This is a genomic window from Sorangium sp. So ce145 (assembly GCF_051525985.1).
Taxonomy (GTDB): domain Bacteria; phylum Myxococcota_A; class Polyangia; order Polyangiales; family Polyangiaceae; genus Sorangium; species Sorangium cellulosum_B.
Map to the genome: position 1 here is coordinate 8,634,292 of NZ_CP150315.1, position 22,121 is coordinate 8,656,412.

Annotated in this window: 18 protein-coding genes and 2 pseudogenes; 12 read left to right on the forward strand and 8 right to left on the reverse strand. The window is 69.1% G+C overall.

Features of this window, described 5'->3' with window-relative positions:
• Nucleotides 1-47: 47 nt before the first annotated feature.
• From WMF34_RS31930 to WMF34_RS31940, 3 genes are all read right to left on the reverse strand, one after another.
• Nucleotides 48-1,193: a hypothetical protein gene (locus WMF34_RS31930; protein ID WP_437990173.1), complete on the reverse strand. Its 1,146-nt coding sequence runs from the start codon at nt 1,191-1,193 to the stop codon at nt 48-50.
• A gap of 448 nt (nt 1,194-1,641) precedes the next feature.
• A complete protein-coding gene (locus WMF34_RS31935; protein ID WP_437990174.1) occupies nt 1,642-2,061 on the reverse strand; it encodes a hypothetical protein in 420 nt (139 codons plus the stop codon).
• A gap of 165 nt (nt 2,062-2,226) precedes the next feature.
• The gene (locus WMF34_RS31940) at nt 2,227-2,619 is read right to left on the reverse strand and encodes a hypothetical protein (protein WP_437990175.1); all 393 of its coding nucleotides are present in this window, start codon (nt 2,617-2,619) and stop codon (nt 2,227-2,229) included.
• Between the two features lie 343 nt (nt 2,620-2,962).
• On the opposite strand from WMF34_RS31940, the gene WMF34_RS31945 reads away from it, so the two are divergent.
• The 3 genes from WMF34_RS31945 to WMF34_RS31955 all read left to right on the forward strand — a co-directional run bounded on the left by WMF34_RS31945 (nt 2,963) and on the right by WMF34_RS31955 (nt 6,400).
• Entirely contained in the window at nt 2,963-4,057 is a 1,095-nt protein-coding gene (locus tag WMF34_RS31945) for a hypothetical protein (protein ID WP_437990176.1), read from the forward strand.
• 395 nt (nt 4,058-4,452) lie between these two features.
• The gene (locus WMF34_RS31950; protein WP_437990177.1) at nt 4,453-5,427 is read left to right on the forward strand and encodes an NAD(P)-dependent alcohol dehydrogenase; all 975 of its coding nucleotides are present in this window, start codon (nt 4,453-4,455) and stop codon (nt 5,425-5,427) included.
• 13 nt (nt 5,428-5,440) lie between these two features.
• Complete coding sequence (locus WMF34_RS31955; RefSeq protein WP_437990178.1) at nt 5,441-6,400, forward strand: helix-turn-helix domain-containing protein; 960 nt, start codon at nt 5,441-5,443, stop codon at nt 6,398-6,400.
• Between the two features lie 65 nt (nt 6,401-6,465).
• On the opposite strand, the pseudogene WMF34_RS31960 reads toward WMF34_RS31955, so the two are convergent.
• Nucleotides 6,466-6,918, reverse strand: a pseudogene (locus WMF34_RS31960) (family 43 glycosylhydrolase); the annotation flags it as partial.
• A 460-nt stretch (nt 6,919-7,378) separates the two neighbouring features.
• On the opposite strand from WMF34_RS31960, the gene WMF34_RS31965 reads away from it, so the two are divergent.
• From WMF34_RS31965 to WMF34_RS31980, 4 genes are all read left to right on the forward strand, one after another.
• The gene (locus WMF34_RS31965; protein ID WP_231864353.1) at nt 7,379-7,600 is read left to right on the forward strand and encodes a helix-hairpin-helix domain-containing protein; all 222 of its coding nucleotides are present in this window, start codon (nt 7,379-7,381) and stop codon (nt 7,598-7,600) included.
• 198 nt (nt 7,601-7,798) lie between these two features.
• Nucleotides 7,799-8,749 carry a hypothetical protein gene (locus WMF34_RS31970; RefSeq protein ID WP_437990179.1) on the forward strand — a complete coding sequence of 317 codons (951 nt, stop codon included), beginning with the start codon at nt 7,799-7,801 and terminating at the stop codon, nt 8,747-8,749.
• A gap of 532 nt (nt 8,750-9,281) precedes the next feature.
• The gene (locus tag WMF34_RS31975) at nt 9,282-10,874 is read left to right on the forward strand and encodes a S1 family peptidase (protein ID WP_049876430.1); all 1,593 of its coding nucleotides are present in this window, start codon (nt 9,282-9,284) and stop codon (nt 10,872-10,874) included.
• A complete protein-coding gene (locus tag WMF34_RS31980; protein ID WP_437990180.1) occupies nt 10,874-11,317 on the forward strand; it encodes a hypothetical protein in 444 nt (147 codons plus the stop codon). The genes WMF34_RS31975 and WMF34_RS31980 overlap by 1 nt, the downstream gene beginning before the upstream one ends.
• Nucleotides 11,318-11,396: 79 nt before the next feature.
• Here the strand turns inward: WMF34_RS31980 and WMF34_RS31985 are convergent, their stop codons facing one another.
• Complete coding sequence (locus WMF34_RS31985) at nt 11,397-12,026, reverse strand: hypothetical protein (RefSeq protein WP_012238851.1); 630 nt, start codon at nt 12,024-12,026, stop codon at nt 11,397-11,399.
• 186 nt (nt 12,027-12,212) lie between these two features.
• Nucleotides 12,213-12,455, reverse strand: a pseudogene (locus WMF34_RS31990) (hypothetical protein); the annotation flags it as partial.
• A gap of 354 nt (nt 12,456-12,809) precedes the next feature.
• Between WMF34_RS31990 and WMF34_RS31995 the strand changes: the two are divergent.
• Both WMF34_RS31995 and WMF34_RS32000 read left to right on the forward strand, forming a co-directional pair.
• Nucleotides 12,810-13,391, forward strand: a complete 582-nt coding sequence (locus tag WMF34_RS31995; RefSeq protein WP_437990181.1) for a hypothetical protein — start codon at nt 12,810-12,812, stop codon at nt 13,389-13,391.
• Nucleotides 13,392-13,519: 128 nt separating this feature from the next.
• Nucleotides 13,520-13,885, forward strand: a complete 366-nt coding sequence (locus WMF34_RS32000; protein ID WP_437990182.1) for a hypothetical protein — start codon at nt 13,520-13,522, stop codon at nt 13,883-13,885.
• 7 nt (nt 13,886-13,892) lie between these two features.
• Here the strand turns inward: WMF34_RS32000 and WMF34_RS32005 are convergent, their stop codons facing one another.
• Complete coding sequence (locus WMF34_RS32005) at nt 13,893-14,540, reverse strand: YkgJ family cysteine cluster protein (RefSeq protein WP_437990183.1); 648 nt, start codon at nt 14,538-14,540, stop codon at nt 13,893-13,895.
• 80 nt (nt 14,541-14,620) lie between these two features.
• On the opposite strand from WMF34_RS32005, the gene WMF34_RS32010 reads away from it, so the two are divergent.
• Nucleotides 14,621-15,349, forward strand: a complete 729-nt coding sequence (locus tag WMF34_RS32010; protein WP_437990184.1) for a glutamine amidotransferase — start codon at nt 14,621-14,623, stop codon at nt 15,347-15,349.
• 53 nt (nt 15,350-15,402) lie between these two features.
• On the opposite strand, the gene WMF34_RS32015 is transcribed toward WMF34_RS32010, so the two are convergent.
• Complete coding sequence (locus tag WMF34_RS32015; RefSeq protein ID WP_012238857.1) at nt 15,403-16,110, reverse strand: TetR/AcrR family transcriptional regulator; 708 nt, start codon at nt 16,108-16,110, stop codon at nt 15,403-15,405.
• A 362-nt stretch (nt 16,111-16,472) separates the two neighbouring features.
• On the opposite strand from WMF34_RS32015, the gene WMF34_RS32020 reads away from it, so the two are divergent.
• Complete coding sequence (locus WMF34_RS32020) at nt 16,473-20,081, forward strand: BadF/BadG/BcrA/BcrD ATPase family protein (RefSeq protein WP_012238858.1); 3,609 nt, start codon at nt 16,473-16,475, stop codon at nt 20,079-20,081.
• 71 nt (nt 20,082-20,152) lie between these two features.
• The gene (locus tag WMF34_RS32025; protein ID WP_012238859.1) at nt 20,153-22,108 is read left to right on the forward strand and encodes a 2-hydroxyglutaryl-CoA dehydratase; all 1,956 of its coding nucleotides are present in this window, start codon (nt 20,153-20,155) and stop codon (nt 22,106-22,108) included.
• Nucleotides 22,109-22,121 lie beyond the last annotated feature (13 nt).

Consider the following 22,121-nt stretch of genomic DNA (forward strand, 5'->3'; position numbering starts at 1 on the left):
TCCCCGCGGTGCTCGCACACGGCGGAGCAAGGAAGGTGCCCAGCAGCTCACAGTACGATGAACTTGTCGTCCGTGTACACGAGGACGAAGCGCGTGTCCGCGGGCGCGCCGCTGGCATCGAAGCAGGCGACGTTGACGTTCGCGTTCGTCTCGGTGCCGGACCAGCCGACGACCTTGCAGTACTCCGGTCCGCTGCCGTACGCCGTGATCTGCACGTTCGAGCCCGACGCCGACATGCCGGGCAGGCTGACGGAGTAGCGGCCTGCGGACGTGCGCCCTGCGGTGATGTCGGCCTCCACCTCGCCCAGGTCCCCCGCGATGTAGCCCTCCTGATAGGAGAGGCTCGGCGTGTACGCCGCCGCCGTGGCGTTGTTCGCCCAGGCGTAGCTGTAGGAGAGCCCGCCGTTCACCTGCCTCGAGCGCGCGAAGTTGAGGGTGAACTGGCTATCCGACGGGGCGCCCGAGCTGTCGAAGCAGCGCACGCGGACCACCGCGTCGTCTCCGGACTGCCCCCAGCTGCCGACCTTGCAGTGATCGCTGCCCGGGCCGTAGGCCGTCACCTCGACCGTCGCGCCGCCCGCGGTCTGCCCCGGCAGGGTCACCGCGTAGTAGCCCACCCCCTCGCGCGCGATCGTGTTGTTCACGCCGCTCGAGTTGAACTGGTACGTCGCGGCGGGCGTGTACGCCGCCGCCGTCGGGTTGTTCGCCCAGACGTACGCCTCGTCCGAGGATCCGGTGCCCGACTTGTGGACATAGGCGACGCTGAACAGGGTGTTGACCGGCGCGCCGCCGGCGGTGAAGCAGTTGACATAGACATCCACGTCATCGCCGCTCCTGACCCAGGAATTGACCTTGCAGCGCTCGGCGCCCGCGCCGTAGGCCGTGACCTGGACATGACCGCCCGGCGCCGCGCCCACGTCCGGAAACCGCACGCGATACTGGCCCGCACCGAGCTGCGTGACGGTGTTGTTCACGCCCTGCCCGAATGCGTCTCCGGAGGAGCTCCGCGAGTAGCTCGAGCTCGCGGTGAACGAGCCCGTCGCCTGGTGCGCCCACGCATACGCCCACACATGAGACACGAACGCTTGCTGGGCGTCGCCCACCTCACCCTCTTCGGCCTCGTACGCCACGGCGCAACCTGCGCTCATGATGCCGACGACGAGCGATCCCAGCAGCAGTGCCTTGCTCTTCATGACATGCTTCCTTTCCACGAGTTCGATGTTGGATAACGGCCATCGCTGCCCCGGCGCGACCGCGACAAGGCGATGACAAGGCGTTTGCAACGTGCATGTGCAACGCGCATGCCGCACGCGGCCACACGGCGCATCCAGCGATGGCGCTGCCTCCTGTTCCGGGGTCGAGACGCCGGATCGGGCGCGATCAGGCCATTATCGCGGCACGCCGGCCGCGACCGGCGACCGGGTTGCTGCGCGTCGCCGTCACGCGCTCATGACACCCTCGCTGTCACGCTCCCATGACAGGCGTCATCTCCGCGTGTCAGCGCGAGGGGGCCAGCGAGGAGCGCGCCGCTCAGGGGATCTCCAGGCGATCGCCGGGCGCCGGGCTCACGATGGCGCCGTCGGGTGAGCGATCTGGAACGTCGGTCGACTCGCCAAACGCGGTGAGAAGCGGGCGATGGGGTCAGTCCACGAGCTCGGCGTCGGCGAGGTCGTCCGCGCCGGTGACGTGCACGCCGTCGAACGTGACGAGAGTGCCTAGCTCGCCCGCGCCGGGCGCGAGGGCGAACCGGACGGTCCATTCTCTGCCGCTGAAGAACGTGAGCTCCGGACCCCAGCCCACCCAGTCCGCCGCGCCCCCGGCATCCCCCACGGAGACGGCGGCGGCTCGCAGGTGCGGCTCGACGTCCGTGCAGACGGCGTCGATGAAGTCGACGTCGAATGAGCCCCACGCCCCGTCCTCGATGAGGCTCACCGCGATGTCGGGGAGCCGGCGCAGTCGGCCGGTGTAACAGCGGATCCCCGCCGGCGCATCCACCTCCTCGAGCGCCTCGACGGCTCCGCGCAGGCCGAGGCGGCGGGCGGCTTCCGAGATGTCCGTCATCGACCTGAGCCTAGGCCAATGGACCGGTTCACGAGCGTCCGCGAGCGTCGGCCGAGCCCACCCCCGGTCCCCGCGGCGACCGATCCGCTGCGCTGGCCGTCGAGGCGGGCCCTTCGGGACGCCAGCCGTCGAGGTCCTTCCGGCAGATTCGTTGCCATCCCGGAGTCAGCGCTTGATCTGGGCGTCAGGCCAGAGCCCGAGGATCTCTTGCAACTGCTGCTCGGGGCCGAACTCCTCCCAGACGATCCCATTGCAATCCCGCGTCTCGGAGAAGGCGCTGGCGGCGTCGTCCTCCCAGCCCAGATGACGCAACGCCGGAGCTTCGCCGGCGGGGATCTGACGGATGGAGAAGTTCACCGTGTCGGTGTGCCAGAGCGCGTACTGGTCAGGCACGATCACGTGCGGCTGGGCCGCCAGGCGCTGGGTGTAATCCGCGATGGAGTCCGCCAGTGAACGCACGCCCAGAGCGATGTGAATTCTTCGCATGTACGATCCTTCGCGCAGCGCCAGCTCGATGGGACGCACCATGATGGAGCGCTGCGCAGAGATCGATACCATGGGTGAGGCAAGGACACCAGCCTCGGCGTGCGAGCCCGGCGGACGCGGACCATCCCGTTGATGCGCAACCAGATCAGGCCGCGATCCCGCGTGCGGTACAGCTCGCCGAACAAGGGACGAGGGCTTCCGGGCGCTACGGAAACCCGTGGACGCGGACCTCGGACCAACGCTTCGAGGACGGCGGCGCGATCCGACGGGCGTCGGGCCTGCTCGCCGCCGGATCGAGCGAGCGAGCCGATCTCACCAGCGTGGTGCTCAGCCAGCGTCAACCCGCAGCAGGATTGACCTTGCGGACGCCAGGTTCCTATGATGCCTGGCCCCTGAAATTTCAGGAGGGCCATCAATGACATTCATCACGCTGGCACATTCCTCGGGCAACCGCCCGCCTCTTTACATTCGGCCCCTCGCCATCGAATTTCTACTACAAGAGGAGAAGGGAACGCTCCTCAATGAACTTCATGGACGACGCTACCTGGAAAGTCGCCCGATCGAACCCTTGTTAAGCGCCATCCAACGGGATAACCCATTCGCAAAGATTCCATTCTCGAAGAACTCGATACGCACATGGGGATACATTCGCCTCAGCGCAATCGAGTATATCACGAACATCGACGACACGACGACGGTCCACACGTCAAGCGGCCGAGATTACATGGCCGCAGAGCCGCCGATCGAGTTGATGGCCAGGTTCCCCGATGAGACATTCGATTGCATGCACGGCAACGAGGGACAAGTCATTTACTTTCGTCGCGAGCGACTGCTCGGAGCGTCTCCCCTCGAAGATTCATCCACCTACGCTTACACCTTCGACAGCCGGGAAAGCGTGCACAGCGACCAGCTCGAGCCGAGCTGGACGATGAACATGACAGTCGCTCAGGTCAAAGACGGTCGAGCATTTTTTCGGGCGAACCGGATAAAAGGCTTCCGGACGGACCAAGGCGGAACCATTGAATTACACGGCGCGGTCAAGCTTGGAGGCCTACCGGCCGAGGCTGTGCTGAAAGCATGCCCGATCGCGCATCCGGTGTCCTTCGGGCAATGCGCCGCCGGACAAGGCGGAGCGGAACATAGGTACGACTGGGTGCTGGATCGGGACACGATCCATGCGATTGTCCCGAGAAATCCGGGGTTGGGCCTGGACACCCACATCGGCACCTCATTCTCAGGCCTCGACACGGTCGATCCGATCGACAAACTCATAGCTCAGCTCGATTTGACGTCATTCATTCGATTGACGCGCAATTCGAACGGGCGCGGCGCGAACGTTCCATCGGACTACAACAAGCAGCATCCGTGGGCCTACTATCGCCCGGAATCTATTCTGACCATGGAAGCGAGAGACCACGGAACAGCAATCACAACGAGCACCGATTCGCATGTCGTCGATGAAACACCGGAGGAAGTCCTAGATTCATTCATTCCCCCAGGAAAGCGATAGAACGTTTTGCGCATCTGGCAGAGGCAATGGGTTCATCGATCGCCTTGCACACCGCCACCGTCCACGATGGGGCTGCGGTGCTGGCGCGTGCCGAGCGGGCATCGCGCGGACATCGTCGTCCCATCAGTTCTGGTGAGCGCCGGAGCGCTCGATCCCCTCCGAGGTGTGTACGCTCGCCTGGTACGGCCAGAGGTCTGGCCGGGATCGCCGCCGAGCAGCCCACGAGCTCGCGGTGGAAGGCCCTACCACAGGCCCGAAGGGCGGTTCGGGCGTGGCGCATCGCCCCGTGAGATCCCGCGCCGGCGCGCCCGCGCCGAGCACATCCCGGAAAGGGATCCGTCTTTCCCGGATCCGATGCTTTCGGGCACACCCGCCGCATCCTTAGTCTGCTCCTCATGCAGATGAAGGCAGCCGTCTACGAGCGATACGGTTCTCCCTCGGTCCTCGAGCTGCGCGAGATGCCCGCGCCGGAGCCGCGGGACGATCAGGTGCGCATCCGGGTGCACGCGACCACGGCGACGGCGGCGTGCCAGATGATGCGGCGAGGCGACACGCTCATGGCGCGGGTCGTGCTCGGCTTCTTCCGGCCGCGGCGGCGCTTCCGGGTGCTCGGGATCGAGGTCGCCGGCACCGTGGAGCGCGTCGGCCGGCGCGTCACGCGGTTCCGCCCCGGCGATCGCGTGTTCGGCTTCACCGGGTTCGGCTCCGGCGGGTACGCGCAGTACGTGTGCCTGTCCGAGGACGCGTCGCTCGCGCACGCCCCCGCCGGCCTGAGCCACGAAGAAGCGTGCTCGCTCGTCGACGGACCGACCACCGCGCTCTACTTCCTCCGCGACCGGGCGCGGCTCCGGACCGCCGAGCGGATCGCGATCGTCGGCGCGTCCGGGAGCATCGGCACGGCCGCCGTCCAGATCGCGCGGCACCTCGGCGCGGAGGTGACGGCGGTCTGCAGCGGGCGAAACGCCGAGCTCGTGCGCTCGCTCGGCGCGCACCACGTCGTCGACTACACGCGAGACGACTACGCGGCGCGCGCCGGCGCGTTCGACGTCGTGTTCGACACGGTCGGCGCGAGCTCGTTCGCGCGCGCGCGGCGCTGCCTCTCGCGCGGAGGCAGATACCTGATCACGGTCGGGGGCGCCGAGCTCTACCTGCGCGACGCGTGGAGCCGGATCTTCGGGAGCAGGAAGCTCGTCTTCGGGATGTCCGTCGACAAGAAGACAGCGCTCCCCGAGGTCTCGGAGCTCGTCGCGCGCGGCGCGCTCCGGCCGGTCATCGACCGGCGCTACACGCTCGAGGCCATCGCGGATGCGCACAGGTACGTCGAGACGGGGCGCAAGCGGGGCAACGTTGTGATCGAGGTAGGCGCGTGATACCCCGATCCGCGTGGGCACACGGGACGCGCTGAGGCTCGGGTCGATCGCGCAGATCCACGGGCTCATCGGGCGCCCGCCGCCCGCGCACCCGCTGATCTCCGTGATCGCCGCGTCGTGGCAGGAGCCGCTGCGCATCGAGATCCCGATCATCGGGCGCCCCATCGAGTCCGGGCTCTACGTGATCAGCCTGAAGCGCGGGGACGAATGCCACGCCGAGTTCGGGCGACAGGTGCACGACGGACAGGCGGGGATCATCGTCTTCGCGTCACCGGGCCAGGTGATCACGCCGATCGGCGGCGAGAGCGAGCTCGCCCACGAGGGGGAGGGCTGGACCGTCGTCTTCCACCCCGACGCGCTGCGCGACACGCCGCTCGCGGACGCGATGCACCAGTACCGGTTCTTCGGCTACGCGACGCACGAGGCGCTCCACCTCACACGGCCGGAGCGAGAGACCTTCACGGGCCTCGTCCGGCAGATCGAGCGCGAGTCCTCGGTCCCTCCCGACGCGTTCGCGCCGGACGTGCTCTCGGCGCAGCTCCAGCTCCTCTTCACGTACTGCCAGCGCGCGTACGCGCGCCAGATCGAGGTCCGAGCGCGGGCGGGCGGCGTGGCGGAGCGGCTCGACCGCCACCTCGACGCGTGCTTCGCGTCGGCCGCGCAGGTCGAAGGCGGGCTCCCCACGGTTCGATCCTGCGCGCGCGCGCTCGGGTACTCGCCCGACTACCTGAGCGATCTCCTCCGCGCGGAGACGGGAACGAGCGCGCGCGACCACATCCACCGAGCCCTCATCGAGGCCGCCAAGGCGCGGCTGCTCGCATCGGACGCGAGCGCGAGCGCGGTGGCCTACGCGCTCGGATTCGAGCACCCGCAGCACTTCTCGAAGCTCTTCCGGCAGAAGACCGGACAGTCGCCCGGCGAGTGGAGACGTGCGGCGAAGGGGCCGACTACGCGCCGCGAGACCTCGGCGTGATCTCACGCGCCGCACGCGTGGTCCGATAGCAGAGCGCTGCACCTTTGGCGGAGCAGGCGGTCACCTCAACCTGGGTCGGGTCGCGCCGCCGGCCAGACCGACGTGTCCGGCGAGACGACGCCGCCCTCGAAGCGGATCGGCGCGGCAAGCAGCGCCCGGAACGCCTTGTACCCTACCGCCCCCGGGCGGAAGGCGTGCAGGAACACGTGGTGGCGCCCGTCGACGCCCACGGCCACGGACGGGTGCCCTGGCCCCCACCATTCCTCGCTGGAGCTCAGGAGGACCTCCGACGACTTGCGGTACGGGCCCGTGGGGGCGTCCGCCACGGCCGCGCCGATGCCGTAGTACGCGGTCGAGAAGTCGTTGCCGGCGTAAAGCAGGTGATAACGCCCGCCCTCCTGGGTGATCCAGACGCCCTCGATGAGGTGCGCTTCCCAGGGCTGGTCGTTCTCGAGGATGACGGCGGGCTCCCCCTCCAGCCTGCGGCCGTCCGCCGACAGCCGCTGAGCGTAGATGCGGGTCTGCGGGCGAGCGGCATGCGGGTCCCGAGGTCGCGCGCCAGCGCCTCGAAGAGGTCGAGGTAGCCCGGCTGCTCCGCCCGGGCGAGCTCATAATGCCGCGCGTCCTGCCCCGGCTCGGTCACCTGGAAGCTGCGCGGCCCTCTGCGGTCGACGGTGACTCCGAACGTGAACGGTGCGCCAGGCGGCGTCTGCAGGACGATGGCGTCGGCGTTCATGCGACGGGCTCCTCGAGGACTGCCATGCTCGGCAACAGGGACCCGGGTCCGGTCGCGCTGCCGTCCGCCGGAGGCTCGCCGGGCGCGGCACGGCCCCGGCCGCCGCTACCCCGGCCCGGGAATGCTGCGATGTTGTACCACGGTCGCTGTCCTCGACATGCTGTACGTGTTCATGACGCTGGGGCTCGCCGGCGAAGCTGAGCGCCAGCGACCCAGGCGACAACCGACATGGAATGAGCCGCATGCCGAGCAGAACGAAAGAACGAGCGGAATCTTCACTTCCGAAGGGCATCGGGAAGCCGGCGCTGCGGGCGCTCGCTTCGGCCGGCGTCTCTCGCCTGGACCAGGTCGCTCGGCTCACGGAAGCCCAGCTCATGGCGCTTCATGGCGTGGGCCCGAAGGCGATCGGGGTCATCAAGGCTGCCCTTGAAGCCGAAGGAAAGTCTCTTGCCAAAGACGCGTAGCCCCCGTCGTCCAGGCGCCGCATCCCGCGCGCGCCTGCTCCGGGGGGGCGCCGGCGATCCGATGGTGAGCGCACGGGGCGCAGCGTCGAGGGGTGCTGAGGCCTCGCCCCGGACGCGATGCAGGGTGTACATCGCCGTCAGCGCTCCGAGCTGGCGCGCAGCGTCCCGCGCGCGGCTTCGCGTAGGATGGCGAACACCATGAGCAACCCGGAGATCGAGGCAGCGCTCGCGCTCGAGCGCTGGGAGAAGATGTTCCCCGTCAAGGACGAGCGCGCCCAGCTCGCGAGCTGGGACCCGCCGCACTTCGCGCCGGGGCTCGGCCTCGTCGCGGAGTTCAGCCTCTTCGAGGCGCGCACGAACCGAGGGCCGTCCGGCGAGCTGGTCGTCGTGCCGCTCGCGCGGATGAGCGAGCCTGCGAGGGTGCTCGACGAGCTCGCCGCGACGCTCGAGGGGCTCAGGTCTCGCGGCCTCGCCTCGCAGCTCGACGCGCCGATCGAGGCGACGGTGGGCCTCGCGCCGGCGCGGTACGACGACCCCGCGGATCCGCCGACGTGCATCGCGCACAATTACGCCCGCGACTCCGCGGAGACCTGGAGAGACAGCGAGCCCACGCCCCTCGCGGTGCTCGCTGCCCTCGCGCGCGAGCGCATCTCGAGCCCTTACGAGGAGGAGCCGGCGCCGCTGCCAGTGTACGCCGCGCTCGCCGCCATGGAATGGTTCGAGGAGGCCGATCGCGAGGCCCTCGCCGAGGACCCGCCCGCGCAACGGTGGCTCGAGGCGGACCGCATCCCGACCCTCGGCACGTTCGGGCCCGCGCTGCCGCCCGGCGCCGGGAGCATCCGCGTGGGCTCGCCCGATGAGCGCGTGAAGGCGTGGAAGACGCAGCCGCCGCGCGTGCGGACGTGGATCGAGTCGGCGAAGCGCGATTGCGCCGAGGGGCGGCCCGCGGCGGCGCTGACGTTCGGGCTCGACCTGCACTGGCTCGGTACGGAGGAGCACCGCGACGCCGCGCTCGAGCTGCTGGTGATGGCGTACGAGAAGCTCGGGCGGCGCGCGCACGCGGAGACCGTGAAGGTGCATTACGCGCACCGCGATCTCCGGAGCGTGGGGGTGTTCCTCCAGCCGGGCGAGGAGGACGGCGGACCTTAGAGCTGCGAGCGGCTCAGAAGCCGTTCAAGATGCACGGGGCCCGTCGGCCGAGGAACAGGCGCGCTGGCGAGGCCGGCGGTCGTCCGGGCATGCTGACGGCCTGCGATGCGATCGAGCAAGCGATCCATCACGTCTCGGATGCCGTCATGTCCGACAGCGTGTTGTCGAGCGATGTCTCGAGCCCCCTGAAGATCCCCAGCGCCTCGCGTCACCCGATGCCGAGTCGACATCGACTGGCACCAGAAACGATGAACCGCAGCCGCGCACGGGGGCGTCGAATCCGGGATTGCCTGTCCGCTAACAGCGGAAACCTCCGCGTCGATTGCAGCGACGGGCTGAGCAATGGGGCTCGACACCGCGCCTGAGGTAGATATCGTGGGCGCTGCCGAGGAGCATAGGGCTTCTTGGTCGCTGGAAATGGCTTCCAGCCGGAGCTGCGAACGCCGAGAGGCAGCTCAGAGGCTAGGTTTCAGGATTTCGTGAGCACGGGATGAACCAACTGCGGACCCTCGGGGTTTGGTTGCGCTGCGCGTTGCGGTTCGGATTCGGCGTTTCGGCGTTGTTGCTGGCGCCGCGCTTCGCGGAGGCGAAGTCGGTGCGGCCGGTGGAGCCGATCAAGGTGAACGGCAGCGAGCTCGGGACGATCACGATCTCGAACGTGATCCTGAAGGCGCCGAACCTGGACGACGTGCTGATCGTCAAGGAAAAGTTCCTGGTGATGTTCCTGGAGGAGATGCGCGGGCTCGGCTACCGCGCGCTCGGCCGCGAGAACCTGGCGCTGAACCTGGATCGCTCGAGCGAGGCGGCTTTCATCCTGGCCGGGACGATGACGGCGGCGGACTGCGCCGACGAGCGAGGCCTCACCTGCGGCATCACCATCAAGTGGGAGCTGCTCGATCGCGCCTCCAAGACCGTGGTCTATCAGATGACGTCGAACCACGAGGAGATGGAGATGCGCGAGCTCGACCGCGCGGCGGCCGGCAACGCGCTGCTGCTCGGCAGCCTGCGCTCGCTGCTCGCCCGGCCGATGTTCGTGCAGGCCCTCCGGAGCTCGGGCGCCCCTGCGGAGGCGCCGGCCGCGCCCGTGTTTCCGCCCGGGGAGATGCGCGGCTGCCCGGCCCGCACCCTGGCGATGCCGAAGATGAGCGAGGAGGTCTTGAACGCCACGGCGCTGGTCAAGCTCGACGACGGCGTCGGCAGCGCGGTCGTGATCTCGCCGGATGGCTTGCTGCTCACCGCGGCGCACGTGGCGACGACGCCCGAGGTGGTGGTGCGCTTCCGCGACGGCAAGGAGTTTCCGGCGACCGTGATGCGCGTCAACGAGCAGTCGGACGTCGCGCTCTTGCAGCTGAAGGATGGCTCGCGCGAAACGCCGTGCTTGACGCTGCGCATGCCGCCCCCCAGCACCGGCGACGACGTGTTCGCGCTCGGCGCGCCCGGCGGCGAGAGGCTGTCGTTCTCCGTGACGCGCGGCATCGTCAGCGGCCAGCGCACGTTCGACGGCAACAGCTTGATCCAGACCGACACCAGCATCAGCCCGGGCAACAGCGGCGGGCCGCTGGTCGACGACAAGGGTCAAGTGGTCGCGATCATGACGTTCAAGGCGACCGGGCAGGGCATCGAGGGCCTGGGCTTCGGCGTGCCTTCGGCCACCGCGCTCTCGTCGCTCGGGCTGAGCTTCGGCGAGACGACCGGGGCGCTCAAAGTCGAGCGCAAAACGGCGACGGCGTCGGGCGGGCTCGCGCTCGGCGGCGTGGCCGACAAGCCCGATCCGCCCTGGTTTTATGTGGGCAAGGACGCGCCCGGCAAGACGCCGGGTTGGGTCGGGCAGGCGAACGGCTGGGGCTGGGTGGTGATCGCCGCCGGCGGCCTCACGGTCGGTACGACCGCGATCATGAACATCGGCAGTACGCCCCCCGAGTTCGGCACGCTCCGCACCTGGAACACCGTAGGTTGGGCCATCACCGGGCTCGGCGCGGGCATGGTGCTGAGCTCGTACGTCTTTGCGCCGAACAAGGTGCCGCCCGCGACCGCGCGGCGTTCGACGCCGGGCCGCACCTTCGCCGCCGGTGTCGGCGCGCCCGGCATCGGGCTCACCTCACTTTCCATCATGGGGACGTTCTGATGTTGCTCCGCACGCTGTGTGCTGCGCTGCTCCTTCTTTTGCCGGGAGCCTGCCTGCTCTTGCAAGACCCGCCGACGAGCTCGCTGGGCGGCGAGTGCGAAGACGACGACTGGTGCAATGAAGGCCTGATCTGCGTCTTCCGGTATGGGACGAACAACCCGGGTGAGTGCAGCACGCCCAGCCCGCCCGGTACGTGCTCCGCCGACGGCGATTGCCCCGCGGGTCAGCTCTGCCAGGGCTCCACGATCGACACGCTCGGCGCGTGTCAGGTGAACACGGGCTGCACCTCCGACAAGGCGTGTGCGGAGGGCGCCACCTGCTACCGCGGTAGCTGCTTGTTCTTGTGCGAATCCTCCCTGGAGTGCCCCGAGGACACGTACTGCAGCACGCTGGATGATTGCCCGTACCGTATGACCTGCTCCAGGGCCTGCGCGTACCTCTGAGGCGCCGTCGAATCGCGCGTGCTTTGGGCCGAGGTTCGGCGGGTGAGGGAGCCGAATCTCCGAGGGAACCCTATCTAACTCAAGGTCCCCGCGCGGGGGCGCGCAGCGCGGGATCGTCGCCCGAGAGCTGGGGCAGCATCGCGACGAACGCCCACTCCTGCACGCCCGAGTCGTCGAACGTCAGGTGAACGCGGTCGCCGTCGCGCTCGAACGTGATGATGAACAGCGCACGGTCGAGCACGGCGTCGTCCGACGTCGTCGTGAACTGCTCCTCGAAGTCCTCCTCGACGAGGAACTCGCCAGACGCCGCCGCGCGAGCCTGCGGATCGTCCACGCGCACCACCAGCCGCGGCAGGTCGGTGCAGCGCACCGCGCCGAGCCCGCGCAGCAGCACCTCACGCAGCCACGCGCCGCCGAGATCGAAGCCGCCGCCCCAGAAGAACACCAGGCGATCGACGCTGAGCACGTTCGCCTCGTCGTTGAACAGGCCCTTGAGCAGGAACCGCGACGTTGCGTCGCCCGGCCACGGCACGCCGTGCCGCCGGCCGAGCTCGACGAGCGGCGCGGGCACGGCGCCCTCGCTCCACGGCGCGTCGGCGGTCTCCTCGTAGGTGACATAGTCCGCGACGAGCCGCCGCAGCTCCGCCGCGGCCTGCTCCGCCGCGGCGACCGTCGAGAACTCCGCTGCCTGCATCACGACGTGGCTCATGCGTGCAGCGTATGCGATTCCACGGGGCGACGGCGAGGAAGCCGTCGATTCAGGCGAAGACCATCACGGAAGGGAAGGACCGTGATGAAGCAGGGACCGGAGCCCCCTGATTCCAGTCGCGTCGAGCACGGGTACCCCGCTGCTCGTGCCGGAACAAGCGGAGTCCTGGCGGGTGCGCCCCGCGTCGCGCGCGCGGTACTCGGCGATCATCTCCTTCGTCACGTCGTGATCATAACAGAGAGGCGCCGCGCCTCCCGGCCGCGAGTAAGCGCTGCGCTTGCCGCATTGTCTGCCCGCTCGATCGGTATCGTAAGGACACGGGCAGCTCCCGCTGTACGCCGCTCGCGACTCGGCGATGAGCGCCTTCCGGATCGCGGCGTCCGTCTTCGGCGCATCTGCCCTGGCCGAGGACGCCGCGAACATCGCCATTCCAACGACGAGCCAGTACCCAAGCCGCATCCTGGCATCGTACCGACCCTCCGGAGCCTCACAACATGTTCTTTCGTTCATGTGCCCCCGTGTGCTCCCATCGGTCGAGCGGCTCCCTCGCGCGGCCGTCACCGCGAGCGCCGAGCCGACGGCGCCAGCTCCCGCCGCCGACACCGCCCGGCGCGACGTGGGCACCGGCCTGCCCTCGGGCGGACGGGTCCTCGGCTCCGTCGGATGTGGCCTTTCATCGACTGATCCGAGCGGCTCGATCCTCGAGTCATCCAGCGTGCGATCGACCTGCTCGACGCCACTCTTCGCCATGATCTTCGCCAGGTTCGCGTAGAATCGAGCAGAGTGAGCAGATCGTCGACGGCACCGGGACCTCTCATCGACGCACCGCAGCGGTCGCTCACCCAGGCGGGTGAGCAGCACCCGCTGCGCGCGAGCTGTCAGGTCGTCGAGGCGACGGTGGATGTCGCGGTAGGCTATTGGAGCTCCCTGGCCACCGCGGTCTGGATGAAGACGACCCACCCGCACCACGCCGCCTCCCTGAAGGCGGCGATCATGGGGGCGCAGGCGAGCTCCCCGTCCCGCAAGGTGTGGCTGCTGCAGATCGTGACCCCTGAAGCCATCGTACCCGACACGCGCAGCCGCAGCGCTCTCGCCGCGATGTTGTCTTCGGTGGATGGCATCGTGTCCCACTCGGCGGTGATTCACATCGGGTCGGGCTTTCACGCGTCCCTCGTGCGCAGCATCGTCACGGGGCTCAACGCCCTGGGACGCCAGCAGTTTCCACATTGTGTCTTCGGCAGCATCGAGGAAGGCGTTGCCTGGCTGGCCACCCACGGCCTGCCGGACCGGGCGGCCGCCCATCACGACCTCTCGGCGTTCCATGAGGCCGCGGTCGCGGGCCAGCTCACGAACGTTCGGACGTGAGCGCCCGGCCCGGGGCATCGTGGCCTCGAGCCTCGCGTTCCCGCGCGCCCGGGGCGCCACGTTCTCGACCGATCGAGGAGCTCCTCCTCGTCTTGACGGGCGCGCCGCGACCAGGGATCCTCACCGGCATGCGTTTCGCCGCGTTCGGGGTGATCCTGTTGCTCGTGGGCGACGCGCACGCCGAGTCGACGGCGCCAGCGCCCGCCGTCGACACCACCCGGCGCGACGTGGGCACTGGCCTCTCCGTGGGCGGACTGGTCCTCGGCTCCGTCGGAGCAGGCATGTTCTTCCTCACCCGACGGAGCGGCGACGATTCCTGCGGTTGCGCGTCTCGCGCATGGGTCTTTCCCACCGTGCTCATGAGCGTCGGAGGCGCGATGACCCTCACGGGTGTACCGCTCTGGATCACCGGTCAGATGAAGCTCGATCGCGCCACGGCCCAGGCCGAGCTGCAGCTCGGTCCGCTCGGCGGAAGCGTCCGGCTCCTGTTTTGAAGCGCGCTCACGGCTCCGCGGGCGCCCCGTCCCGTATCCCGAGCGTCTCCTCGCGCGCCGACAGGCACGCCTCGCTCCCCACGACGAACGCGCGGCAGTTGTCCGGCCTGATCTCGTAGATGGCGCAGCGCCGGTCCTCGCAGAGGTGCTGGCACCGCCCGCTCGCCGCGAAGCGCAGCGTGATCTTCCCGTCCCGCGCCCGCCGCACGTAGGCGCGCCCCGTGAGGTCGCCGCGCCCGGCGCCCCGGAAGCGCGCGAGGTCCACCTCGTCGAGCAGCACGTTGGCGTCGTGGCAGCAGGCGCCGCACGAAAGGCAGTCGAGCGCCACCTCGCGGATCGCCCCCGGGTGCGTGCTGTCGCGCTCGCACCAGTCGAGGACCGAGCCCTCGTACTGCCGCTTCACCCGCGCCGTCGCGAGCCCCTTGGCCGGCCCCTCGCCCACGCGGCGGAAGCGCTGCTGCTCGATCGACAGGAGCGACCACAGCCCGAGCTCCGTGAGCTTCCCGTCCTCGCCGATGGAGAGCAGGAGATCGACCCGCTCGTCCGGCAGCACGATGGCCGCGTGCCCGCCGGCCCTCACGTGCGCCGCTGCGCGGCTCAGGAAACGCGGGCGAAACCGGCGCCAGACGGGGCGAGACACGACGTATGCGGACATCGGGGCGCATCTTCGCGCCCCGGCCCCGCGCTGCCAAGCCCCGCCCTCGCCCGGCGGGCGCGCTGCGCTATGTTGGAAGGGTGCGACATCGCAAGAAGATCGTCATCGTGAAGACGGGTGAGCCCGTCCCCCCGGTCCTCGAGCGACGCGGCCAGTTCGCCGACCTGATCGAGCAGACGATCGGCGCCAGCTGGACGGGCGGATACGCCACCGTCGACGCCCGCACGGACGAGCTCCCCGCGCCCGCCACCCCCGAGACCGCCGCCTTCGTCGTCACCGGCTCGTCGGCCAACGTCCCCCACCGCGAGCCCTGGATGCTCCGCTGCGAGGCGTGGCTGCGCGGCGTCGTGCACGCCGGCACCCCCACGTTCGGCATCTGCTTCGGCCACCAGATCCTCGCCCAGGCCCTCGGCGGCGAGGTCGTCCGCAACCCGCGCGGCCGCGAGATCGGCAGGATCCGCGTCCAGCGCCGCGCCGACGACCCGCTCTTCGACGGCCTGCCGTCGAGCTTCGAGACGCACGCGACCCACGTCGACACGGTCGGCACGCTCCCCGAGGGCGCCACGAGCCTCGCGTTCACCGAGCTCGACGACCACCAGGTCATCCGCTTCACGAGCACGTGCTACGGCGTGCAGTTCCACCCCGAGATGGACCACGACGTCATCGCCGGCTACATCGCGTGGCGGCGCGAGATCCTGCAGGCCGAGGGCCGCGACGTCCCCGCGCTCCTCGCCCCCATCGCGCCGGATCAGCTCGGCACACGGACGCTGCACAATTTCATCCGGCACGTGGTCGTGCGCGGCGCCTGATCCGTACGCTGCCGACCTGACCTGGGTAGTCCCCGCCCTGACTGACGCGCCGGTCAGTCGCCCCTCGACCTGGCCCGCCGGCCGCGCGACGGGCTCACCCGCTCCGGCGCCTCGCCGGGGGCGTCCCCCGTCGCGGGCGCGGCGCGCTCGCCCTCCGGGCCCCGCGCCGCGAGCCCGGCCGCGGGGTCCATCCGGAGGTAGCCGCGCCGCAGGAAATCGTGGAGCGCCGTCACGATCCGCTCGCGCGGGCGGGCCTGCTCCTCGAGGGCGTTCTCGAACAGCACCTCCTTCAGCGCGCCGATCGTGAACGTCGCGTAGAGCTCGGTGTCCCCCGGCTCGATGACGCCGAGCCGCTGCCCCTCCGCGAGGCTCTGCTGCAGCAGGAGCTTCACCTCCTGGCGGAACGCCCGCAGCTCCTTCACGAACGCCGGGTCGAGCCCGGCCGCGTGCGACAGGAGGATGCTCGTCAGCGCCGGATCGTCGAGCAGGACGGCCACGATCGCGCGGATGTTGTGCTTGACCTGCGCCTCGACGTCCGCCGACGGGTCCACGCGCAGGATGGCGCCGCCGAGCCGCGAGAAGAGGCCGCGCACGAGCTCGCCGAACACCGAGCGCTTGTCGGGGAAGTAGAGGTAGAACGTCCCCTTCGCGACCTTCGCGAGCGCGACGATGTCGTCGACCTTCGCCTCGTGATACCCCTTCTCGGAAAACACGGTACGCGCGGCGCGGAGGAGCGCTTGGCGGCGCTCGGCCTTGTCCATGGGCCGGTCGCTTTACCATCACCGGCCCGCCATCTGGGGACCGATGTCTCCCCTCCGGGGTCGCGCGGGCCCGCCGCCTGAAAAGATCCGGAAAGTTCGCGGCACAGCGCACGACACGCGGACGCCGGGGGGCACCCCGCGCCATCAGACGCAACCAGCCGCAACCCAACCAAACCGAGCGCGGCGTCGGAACCTTGCACCCTGGACGCAGCGATGGCCCGAGATGGCCGGAAAACGGCGTCGCGCCGCGACCAAGACGCACCGGATTGCTTGATTTCCCGGGCATCCCGTTGTAGCCATCACGACTGACCAGCCAGTCAGTCGGACGCTGGGGACCGGCGACGGCGGTGGGAGGAGCCCCGATGGGAAGGCAGATCCAGGAACCGGTCGTGGTCGGCATCGACGTCGGCTCGACGACGGTGAAGGCCGTCGTGCTCGATCCGCAGACGCTCGAGATTCTCTGGAGCGACTACCAGCGGCATCAGACGAAGCAGCCGGAGAAGGTGCTCGAGCTCCTCGAGGCCATCGAGGCGTCGTTCCCGGCGTCGCCGAGGGACAGCTGGCGGGTGTTCATGACGGGCTCCGGGGCCGCGCCCCTCTGCCCGGGCCTGGGCGCCAAGTTCGTGCAGGAGGTCAACGCGGTCACGCTCGCGGTCGAGAACCTGCACCCGGACGTGGGCAGCGTCATCGAGCTCGGCGGGCAGGACGCCAAGATCATCATCTTCCAGCGGGATGAGAAGACGGGCGACAAGACCGCCGCGCCGTCGATGAACGACAAGTGCGCCTCCGGCACGGGCGCCACCATCGACAAGTGCATGATCAAGGTGGGCCTCCCGCCGGCGGAGGTGGTGAAGATCCACTTCGACGACTCGAAGCTCCACCACGTCGCGGCGAAGTGCGGCGTCTTCGCCGAGACGGACATCGTGAACCTCGTGAAGAGCGGCATCCCCTCGACGGAGATCCTCTGCTCGCTCGCCGACGCGATCGTCCTCCAGAACCTGTCGGTGCTGACGCGCGGCTCGACGCTGAAGCACAAGGTGATCCTGCTCGGCGGCCCCAACACCTACCTCCCGTTCCTCCAGGAGTGCTGGCGCAAGCGGATCCCCGAGACCTGGGACGAGCGCGGCTACAGCTGGCCGAAGGACCAGCCGGTCGAGGAGACGATCTTCGTCCCGGACAACGCGCAGTACTACGCGGCGTTCGGCGCGTGCGTGTACGGGCTCAAGGAGGCGCCGGAGGTCGGCCGCTACGCCGGCAAGTCGGGGCTCGTCGAGTACATGACGAACGGCAGGAAGGCCCGGCTCGGCGAGAGCGCGGGCCCGCCGCTCGTGAAGACCCGGGACGAGGTCGACGAGTTCCGGAAGCTCTACAGCATCCCGAGGTTCACGCCGATGAAGCTCGCGCCCGGCCAGGTGGTGCGCGGGGTCATCGGCCTCGACGGCGGCTCCACCTCGTCGAAGGCGGTGCTCATCGACGAGGACGGGAACATCGTCTGCAAGGCCTACCAGCTCTCCAAGGGCAACCCGATCCAGGACGCGAAGGAGCTGCTCTCCCAGCTCCGGCAGTACGTGCTCGATCAGGGCGCGACGCTCGAGGTGCTCGGCTTCGGCGGCACCGGGTACGCGGCCGACGTGCTCCAGGAGTGCATGCGCGCCGACGTCAACATCGTCGAGACCGTCGCCCACATGATGAGCGCGGTGAAGTTCTTCGGCGACGTCGACGTCATCTGCGATATCGGCGGACAGGACATCAAGGTCCTGTTCATGAAGAACGGCGATATCGCGAACTTCCGCCTCTCCAACTCGTGCTCTGCGGGCAACGGCATGTTGCTCCAGGCGATGGCCGACCAGTTCGGCCTGAAGGTGACCGAGTACGCCGACACGGCGTTCGGCGCCGAGCTCGCGCCGAAGTTCAGCTACGGCTGCGCGGTCTTCCTGGACACGGACCGCGTGAACTTCCAGAAGGAGGGCTTCTCGAAGGAGGAGCTGCTCGCCGGCCTCGCCCAGGTGCTGCCGAAGAACGTGTGGCAGTACGTCGTGCAGATCCCGCGGCTCGCGGCGCTCGGCACGCGCTACGTGCTGCAGGGCGGCACGCAGTACAACCTCGCGGCGGTCAAGGCGCAGGTCGATTACATCAAGGAGCGCGTCCCCGGCGCCGAGGTGTTCGTCCACCCGCACACGGGCGAGGCCGGCGCGCTCGGCGCCGCGTTCGAGACGCTCCGGGTCGTGAAGCGCAAGGGCCGGTCGACGTTCATCGGGATCGACGCGGCGATCGCCCTCGAATACACGACGAAGAACGACGAGGAGACGGTCTGCCACTTCTGCCCGAACGAGTGCAAGCGGACCTTCATCGACACGAAGCGGCCTGACGGGACGACGAGCCGCTACATCTCGGGCTTCTCGTGCGAGAAGGGCACGGTCGAGAGCGAGCAGGCGATGCTCGCGCTCGTCGCCGAGCGGAAGAAGATCGCGAAGCAGTTCCCGAACCTCGTCGACTACGAGTCGAAGCTCGCCTTCCGGCACTTCTACGACACGGCGCCGCTCCCGGAGGACGGCGCGCCGGTGAAGGACACGGTCGTCAAGAAGGGCTTCCTCGGCATCCGCCGCGTGGAGACGACGCGCCCGTTCCGGCGGAGCGGCATCGAGGTGCGGGAGCGCCTCCGCCGCGTCCGCATCGGCATCCCGCGCGTGCTCAACATCTACTCGACCGGCCCGTATTACCGCGCCTACTTCGAGGCGCTCGGCATCCCCAAGCAGAACGTCGTCTTCAGCGACGCGACGAGCGAGGAGATGTGGGTCGAGGGCGGGAAATACGGCTCCATCGATCCGTGCTTCCCGTCCAAGGTGGCGCAGGCCCACGTCCACAACCTGCTCTTCCACCACCACACGGACGAGAAGAAGCTCCATTACATCTTCTTCCCCATCCTCACCCATGTGCCGAGCTTCGGCGAAGGGGTGATGGACAAGACGAGCTGCCCGATCGTCGCGGGCGTGCCGGACGTCATGAAGGCGGCGTTCACGAAGGAGGTCGACTTCTTCAAGACGCGCGGGATCGAGTACCTGGACCCCGCGCTCACGTTCTCCGAGATGACGCTGACGGCGCGCCGGATGTTCGAGACCTGGGGCCCGCGGCTCGGCATCACCGAGGACGAGAGCGATCACGCGCACCGCGAGGGGATGCGGGCGCTCTCGCAGTTCGAGCGCGACCTCCAGGACAAGGGGCGGGCGATCCTCGAGACGGTCGAGTCCGAGAACCGGGTGGCCATCCTGATGATCGGGCGGCCGTACCACTCCGACCCGGGCCTGAACCACGGCATCCCGGAGGAGTTCCAGGTGCTCGGTTATCCGATCCTCTCGGTGCGGTCCATCCCGCGCGACATGGAGTACCTCGCGCGGTACTTCAAGGACGAGATCGCGATCGGCCAGCACCCGCTCGACATCAACGACGTCTGGCCGGAGAACTACTCGGCGAACAGCGCGCAGAAGGTCTGGGCGGCCAAGTTCGCCGCCCGCCACCCGAACGTCGTCCTGCTCGATCTCTCGAGCTTCAAGTGCGGCCACGACGCGCCGACGTACGGGATCATCGACAGCATCGTGAGCTCGAGCGCCACGCCGTACGCGGCGCTGCACGACATCGACGCCAACAAGCCGGGCGGGTCGATCAAGATCCGCGTGAAGACGTACGCGCACAGCCTCAAGCTGCACGAGGAGGCGCTCGAGGACGCGGCGAAGAAGAAGGCGCAGCTGGTCCAGCGCATCGAGGAGAAGCGGCTCGAGCTGCTCCAGCTGAAGCGCGACCAGCAGGCGGCGCGCAAGATCACGGATCCCGCGCTCGAGCGGGAGATCGCCGCGCTCGCCGAGAAGGTCCGGAGCTACGTCGCGCCGGTCTCGCCGCCCGAGGCGCCGAAGACGGGCCTCGTGCAGATCAAGAAGAAGCAGTCCGACGGGACCGTCGTCCCCCTGGAAGCCTGAACCACGTCGAAGGTCGAGGGGGGGACGGCGGGGCCGCCCCTTCCAGCATCCAAGCGAAGGGAAGCCACGCCATGCAACATACGAGCACGACGAGCACGACCACCACGCAGAAGACGCGCCTTCCTCTGGCGGGCGAGACGCGATCCATCAAGACCGACGTCGACATCGAGGCGGAGCTCAGGGCGTTCGAGGAGGCCGAGCGGGAGCGGCTCGGGCTCAAGGCCGAGCGGCGCCAGTGGGTCGACAACATGCTCAAGCCGAAGATGACGAAGAAGGAGCGCGAGAACGTGACGCTCCTCATCAGCGGCCTCACCGCCGCGCAGGACTTCCTGTGCGAGGGCGCGCTGAAGGGCCTCGGCTACAACGTCCACTACTTCGGGATGAGCGACAACGCGGGGCTGCAGACGGGCAAGGAGTTCGGCAACCGCGGCCAGTGCAACCCGACGTACTTCACGGTCGGCGGCCTCGTGAAGTACCTCATCGACCTGCGCGACAAGCAGGGGATGTCGACCGAGGACATCATCAAGAACTACGTGTTCCTGACGGCGGGCGCGTGCGGGCCCTGTCGGTTCGGCATGTACGTGACCGAGTACAGGAAGGCGCTCCGCGACGCCGGCTTCGACGGCTTCCGGGTCATGCTGTTCCAGCAGACCGGCGGGCTCTCGCAGGCGACGGGCGACGACGTCGGGCTCGAGATGAACCCCGCCTTCTTCATCGCGATCATCAAGGCCATCGTCTGCGGCGACACGCTGAACGCGCTCGGCTACCGGATCCGGCCTTACGAGGTCGAGCCGGGCGCGACGAACCGCGCGATGGAGAGCGCGAAGCGCATCCTCTACAAGGCGCTTTACGAGCAGACGAACGTGTTCAAGGCGCTCTACGAGGCGCGCAAGGAGTTCGAGGGCGTCCGGGTGGACAAGCTCCGGCCCAAGGCGAAGACGTCGATCATCGGCGAGTTCTGGGCGATGACGACCGAGGGCGACGGCAACTACGCCCTGCAGAAGTTCCTCGAGAGCGAGGGCGGCGAGAACGACATCCAGCTCACGACGGCGTGGCTGCTCTACAACATCTGGGAGTGCGCCCGAGACACGCGCGAGCGGCGCGACCTGCGCGGCGCCGACGAGGGCAATTACGGCCTCGCCAGCCTGGACGAGTTCGGCGTGGCGAAGCGCCTCGCGACGATGCGCCTCGCGGAGGGCGCGCTGCGCGTCGGCTTCCAGGCGTTCGCGCTGCCGCTCGGCCTGTTCGACTACCACCTTCCGGACATGGAGCTCGTGGCGGAGGTGGCGAAGGACTACTACTCGAACGACCTCCGCGGCGGCGAGGGGCACATGGAGGTCGGCAAGCTCATCGTGAACGCCGTGAAGTCGAAGGCGCACCTGACGGTGAGCGTGAAGCCGTTCGGCTGCATGCCCTCCTCGGGCGTCTCCGACGGCGTCCAGTCGCTGATCACGGCGCGCTACCCCGGGACGATCTTCTGCGCGGTGGAGACGAGCGGCGACGGCGCGACGAACTTCTACTCGCGCATCCAGATGTACATGTTCAAGGCGCGCATCCTGGCCGAGCAGGAGCTCACCCGCGCGTACGAGGAGGCGGGCGTCACGGAGGCCGAGGTGCGCGCGTTCCTCGCGAGGAACCCGAAGTACGCGAGCCCGCTCCACCACGCGCCGCACCGCGTCGCCGGCTCGGCCGCCAACCTTGTCTACGAGGTGGCGCCGCTCATCAAGCAGACGGCCGCCGAGCGCGCCGTGGGCAAGGCCAGGGCGGCGGCGGGCGCGCTCCGCGACGCCGTGAAGGCCGCCCCGGCCAAGGCGAAGGCGGCCAAGGAGTTCCTCACGGACCCGGAGACGCTCGCCCGGGCCCGCGAGGACGTCGCGCTGATCCGCGACATCGTCGGCGGCAAGGCCGCGGAGCGGTTCAGCCCGCTGGTCAAGCGCCTGGCCGGCAAGGCGTACTTCGAGAACAACCCCGAGGTGCGCCACGTGAGCCACGGGGCGAACAGCGTGGAGCCCATCGCCGCGGAGTGAGGCCGACGAGGCG

Excerpts from the sequence above, each read along its gene's own strand:
- WMF34_RS32025 (WP_012238859.1), top strand. The coding sequence starts at position 20,153 with ATGCAACATACGAGCACGACGAGCACGACCACCACGCAGAAGACGCGC.
- WMF34_RS32005 (WP_437990183.1), bottom strand. The coding sequence starts at position 14,540 with ATGTCCGCATACGTCGTGTCTCGCCCCGTCTGGCGCCGGTTTCGCCCG.
- WMF34_RS32020 (WP_012238858.1), top strand. The coding sequence starts at position 16,473 with ATGGGAAGGCAGATCCAGGAACCGGTCGTGGTCGGCATCGACGTCGGC.
- WMF34_RS31980 (WP_437990180.1), top strand. The coding sequence starts at position 10,874 with ATGTTGCTCCGCACGCTGTGTGCTGCGCTGCTCCTTCTTTTGCCGGGA.
- WMF34_RS32000 (WP_437990182.1), top strand. The coding sequence starts at position 13,520 with ATGCGTTTCGCCGCGTTCGGGGTGATCCTGTTGCTCGTGGGCGACGCG.
- WMF34_RS31940 (WP_437990175.1), bottom strand. The coding sequence starts at position 2,619 with ATGGTATCGATCTCTGCGCAGCGCTCCATCATGGTGCGTCCCATCGAG.
- WMF34_RS31935 (WP_437990174.1), bottom strand. The coding sequence starts at position 2,061 with ATGACGGACATCTCGGAAGCCGCCCGCCGCCTCGGCCTGCGCGGAGCC.
- WMF34_RS31945 (WP_437990176.1), top strand. The coding sequence starts at position 2,963 with ATGACATTCATCACGCTGGCACATTCCTCGGGCAACCGCCCGCCTCTT.
- WMF34_RS31950 (WP_437990177.1), top strand. The coding sequence starts at position 4,453 with ATGCAGATGAAGGCAGCCGTCTACGAGCGATACGGTTCTCCCTCGGTC.
- WMF34_RS31970 (WP_437990179.1), top strand. The coding sequence starts at position 7,799 with ATGAGCAACCCGGAGATCGAGGCAGCGCTCGCGCTCGAGCGCTGGGAG.
- WMF34_RS31930 (WP_437990173.1), bottom strand. The coding sequence starts at position 1,193 with ATGAAGAGCAAGGCACTGCTGCTGGGATCGCTCGTCGTCGGCATCATG.
- WMF34_RS32015 (WP_012238857.1), bottom strand. The coding sequence starts at position 16,110 with ATGGACAAGGCCGAGCGCCGCCAAGCGCTCCTCCGCGCCGCGCGTACC.
- WMF34_RS31985 (WP_012238851.1), bottom strand. The coding sequence starts at position 12,026 with ATGAGCCACGTCGTGATGCAGGCAGCGGAGTTCTCGACGGTCGCCGCG.
- WMF34_RS31965 (WP_231864353.1), top strand. The coding sequence starts at position 7,379 with ATGCCGAGCAGAACGAAAGAACGAGCGGAATCTTCACTTCCGAAGGGC.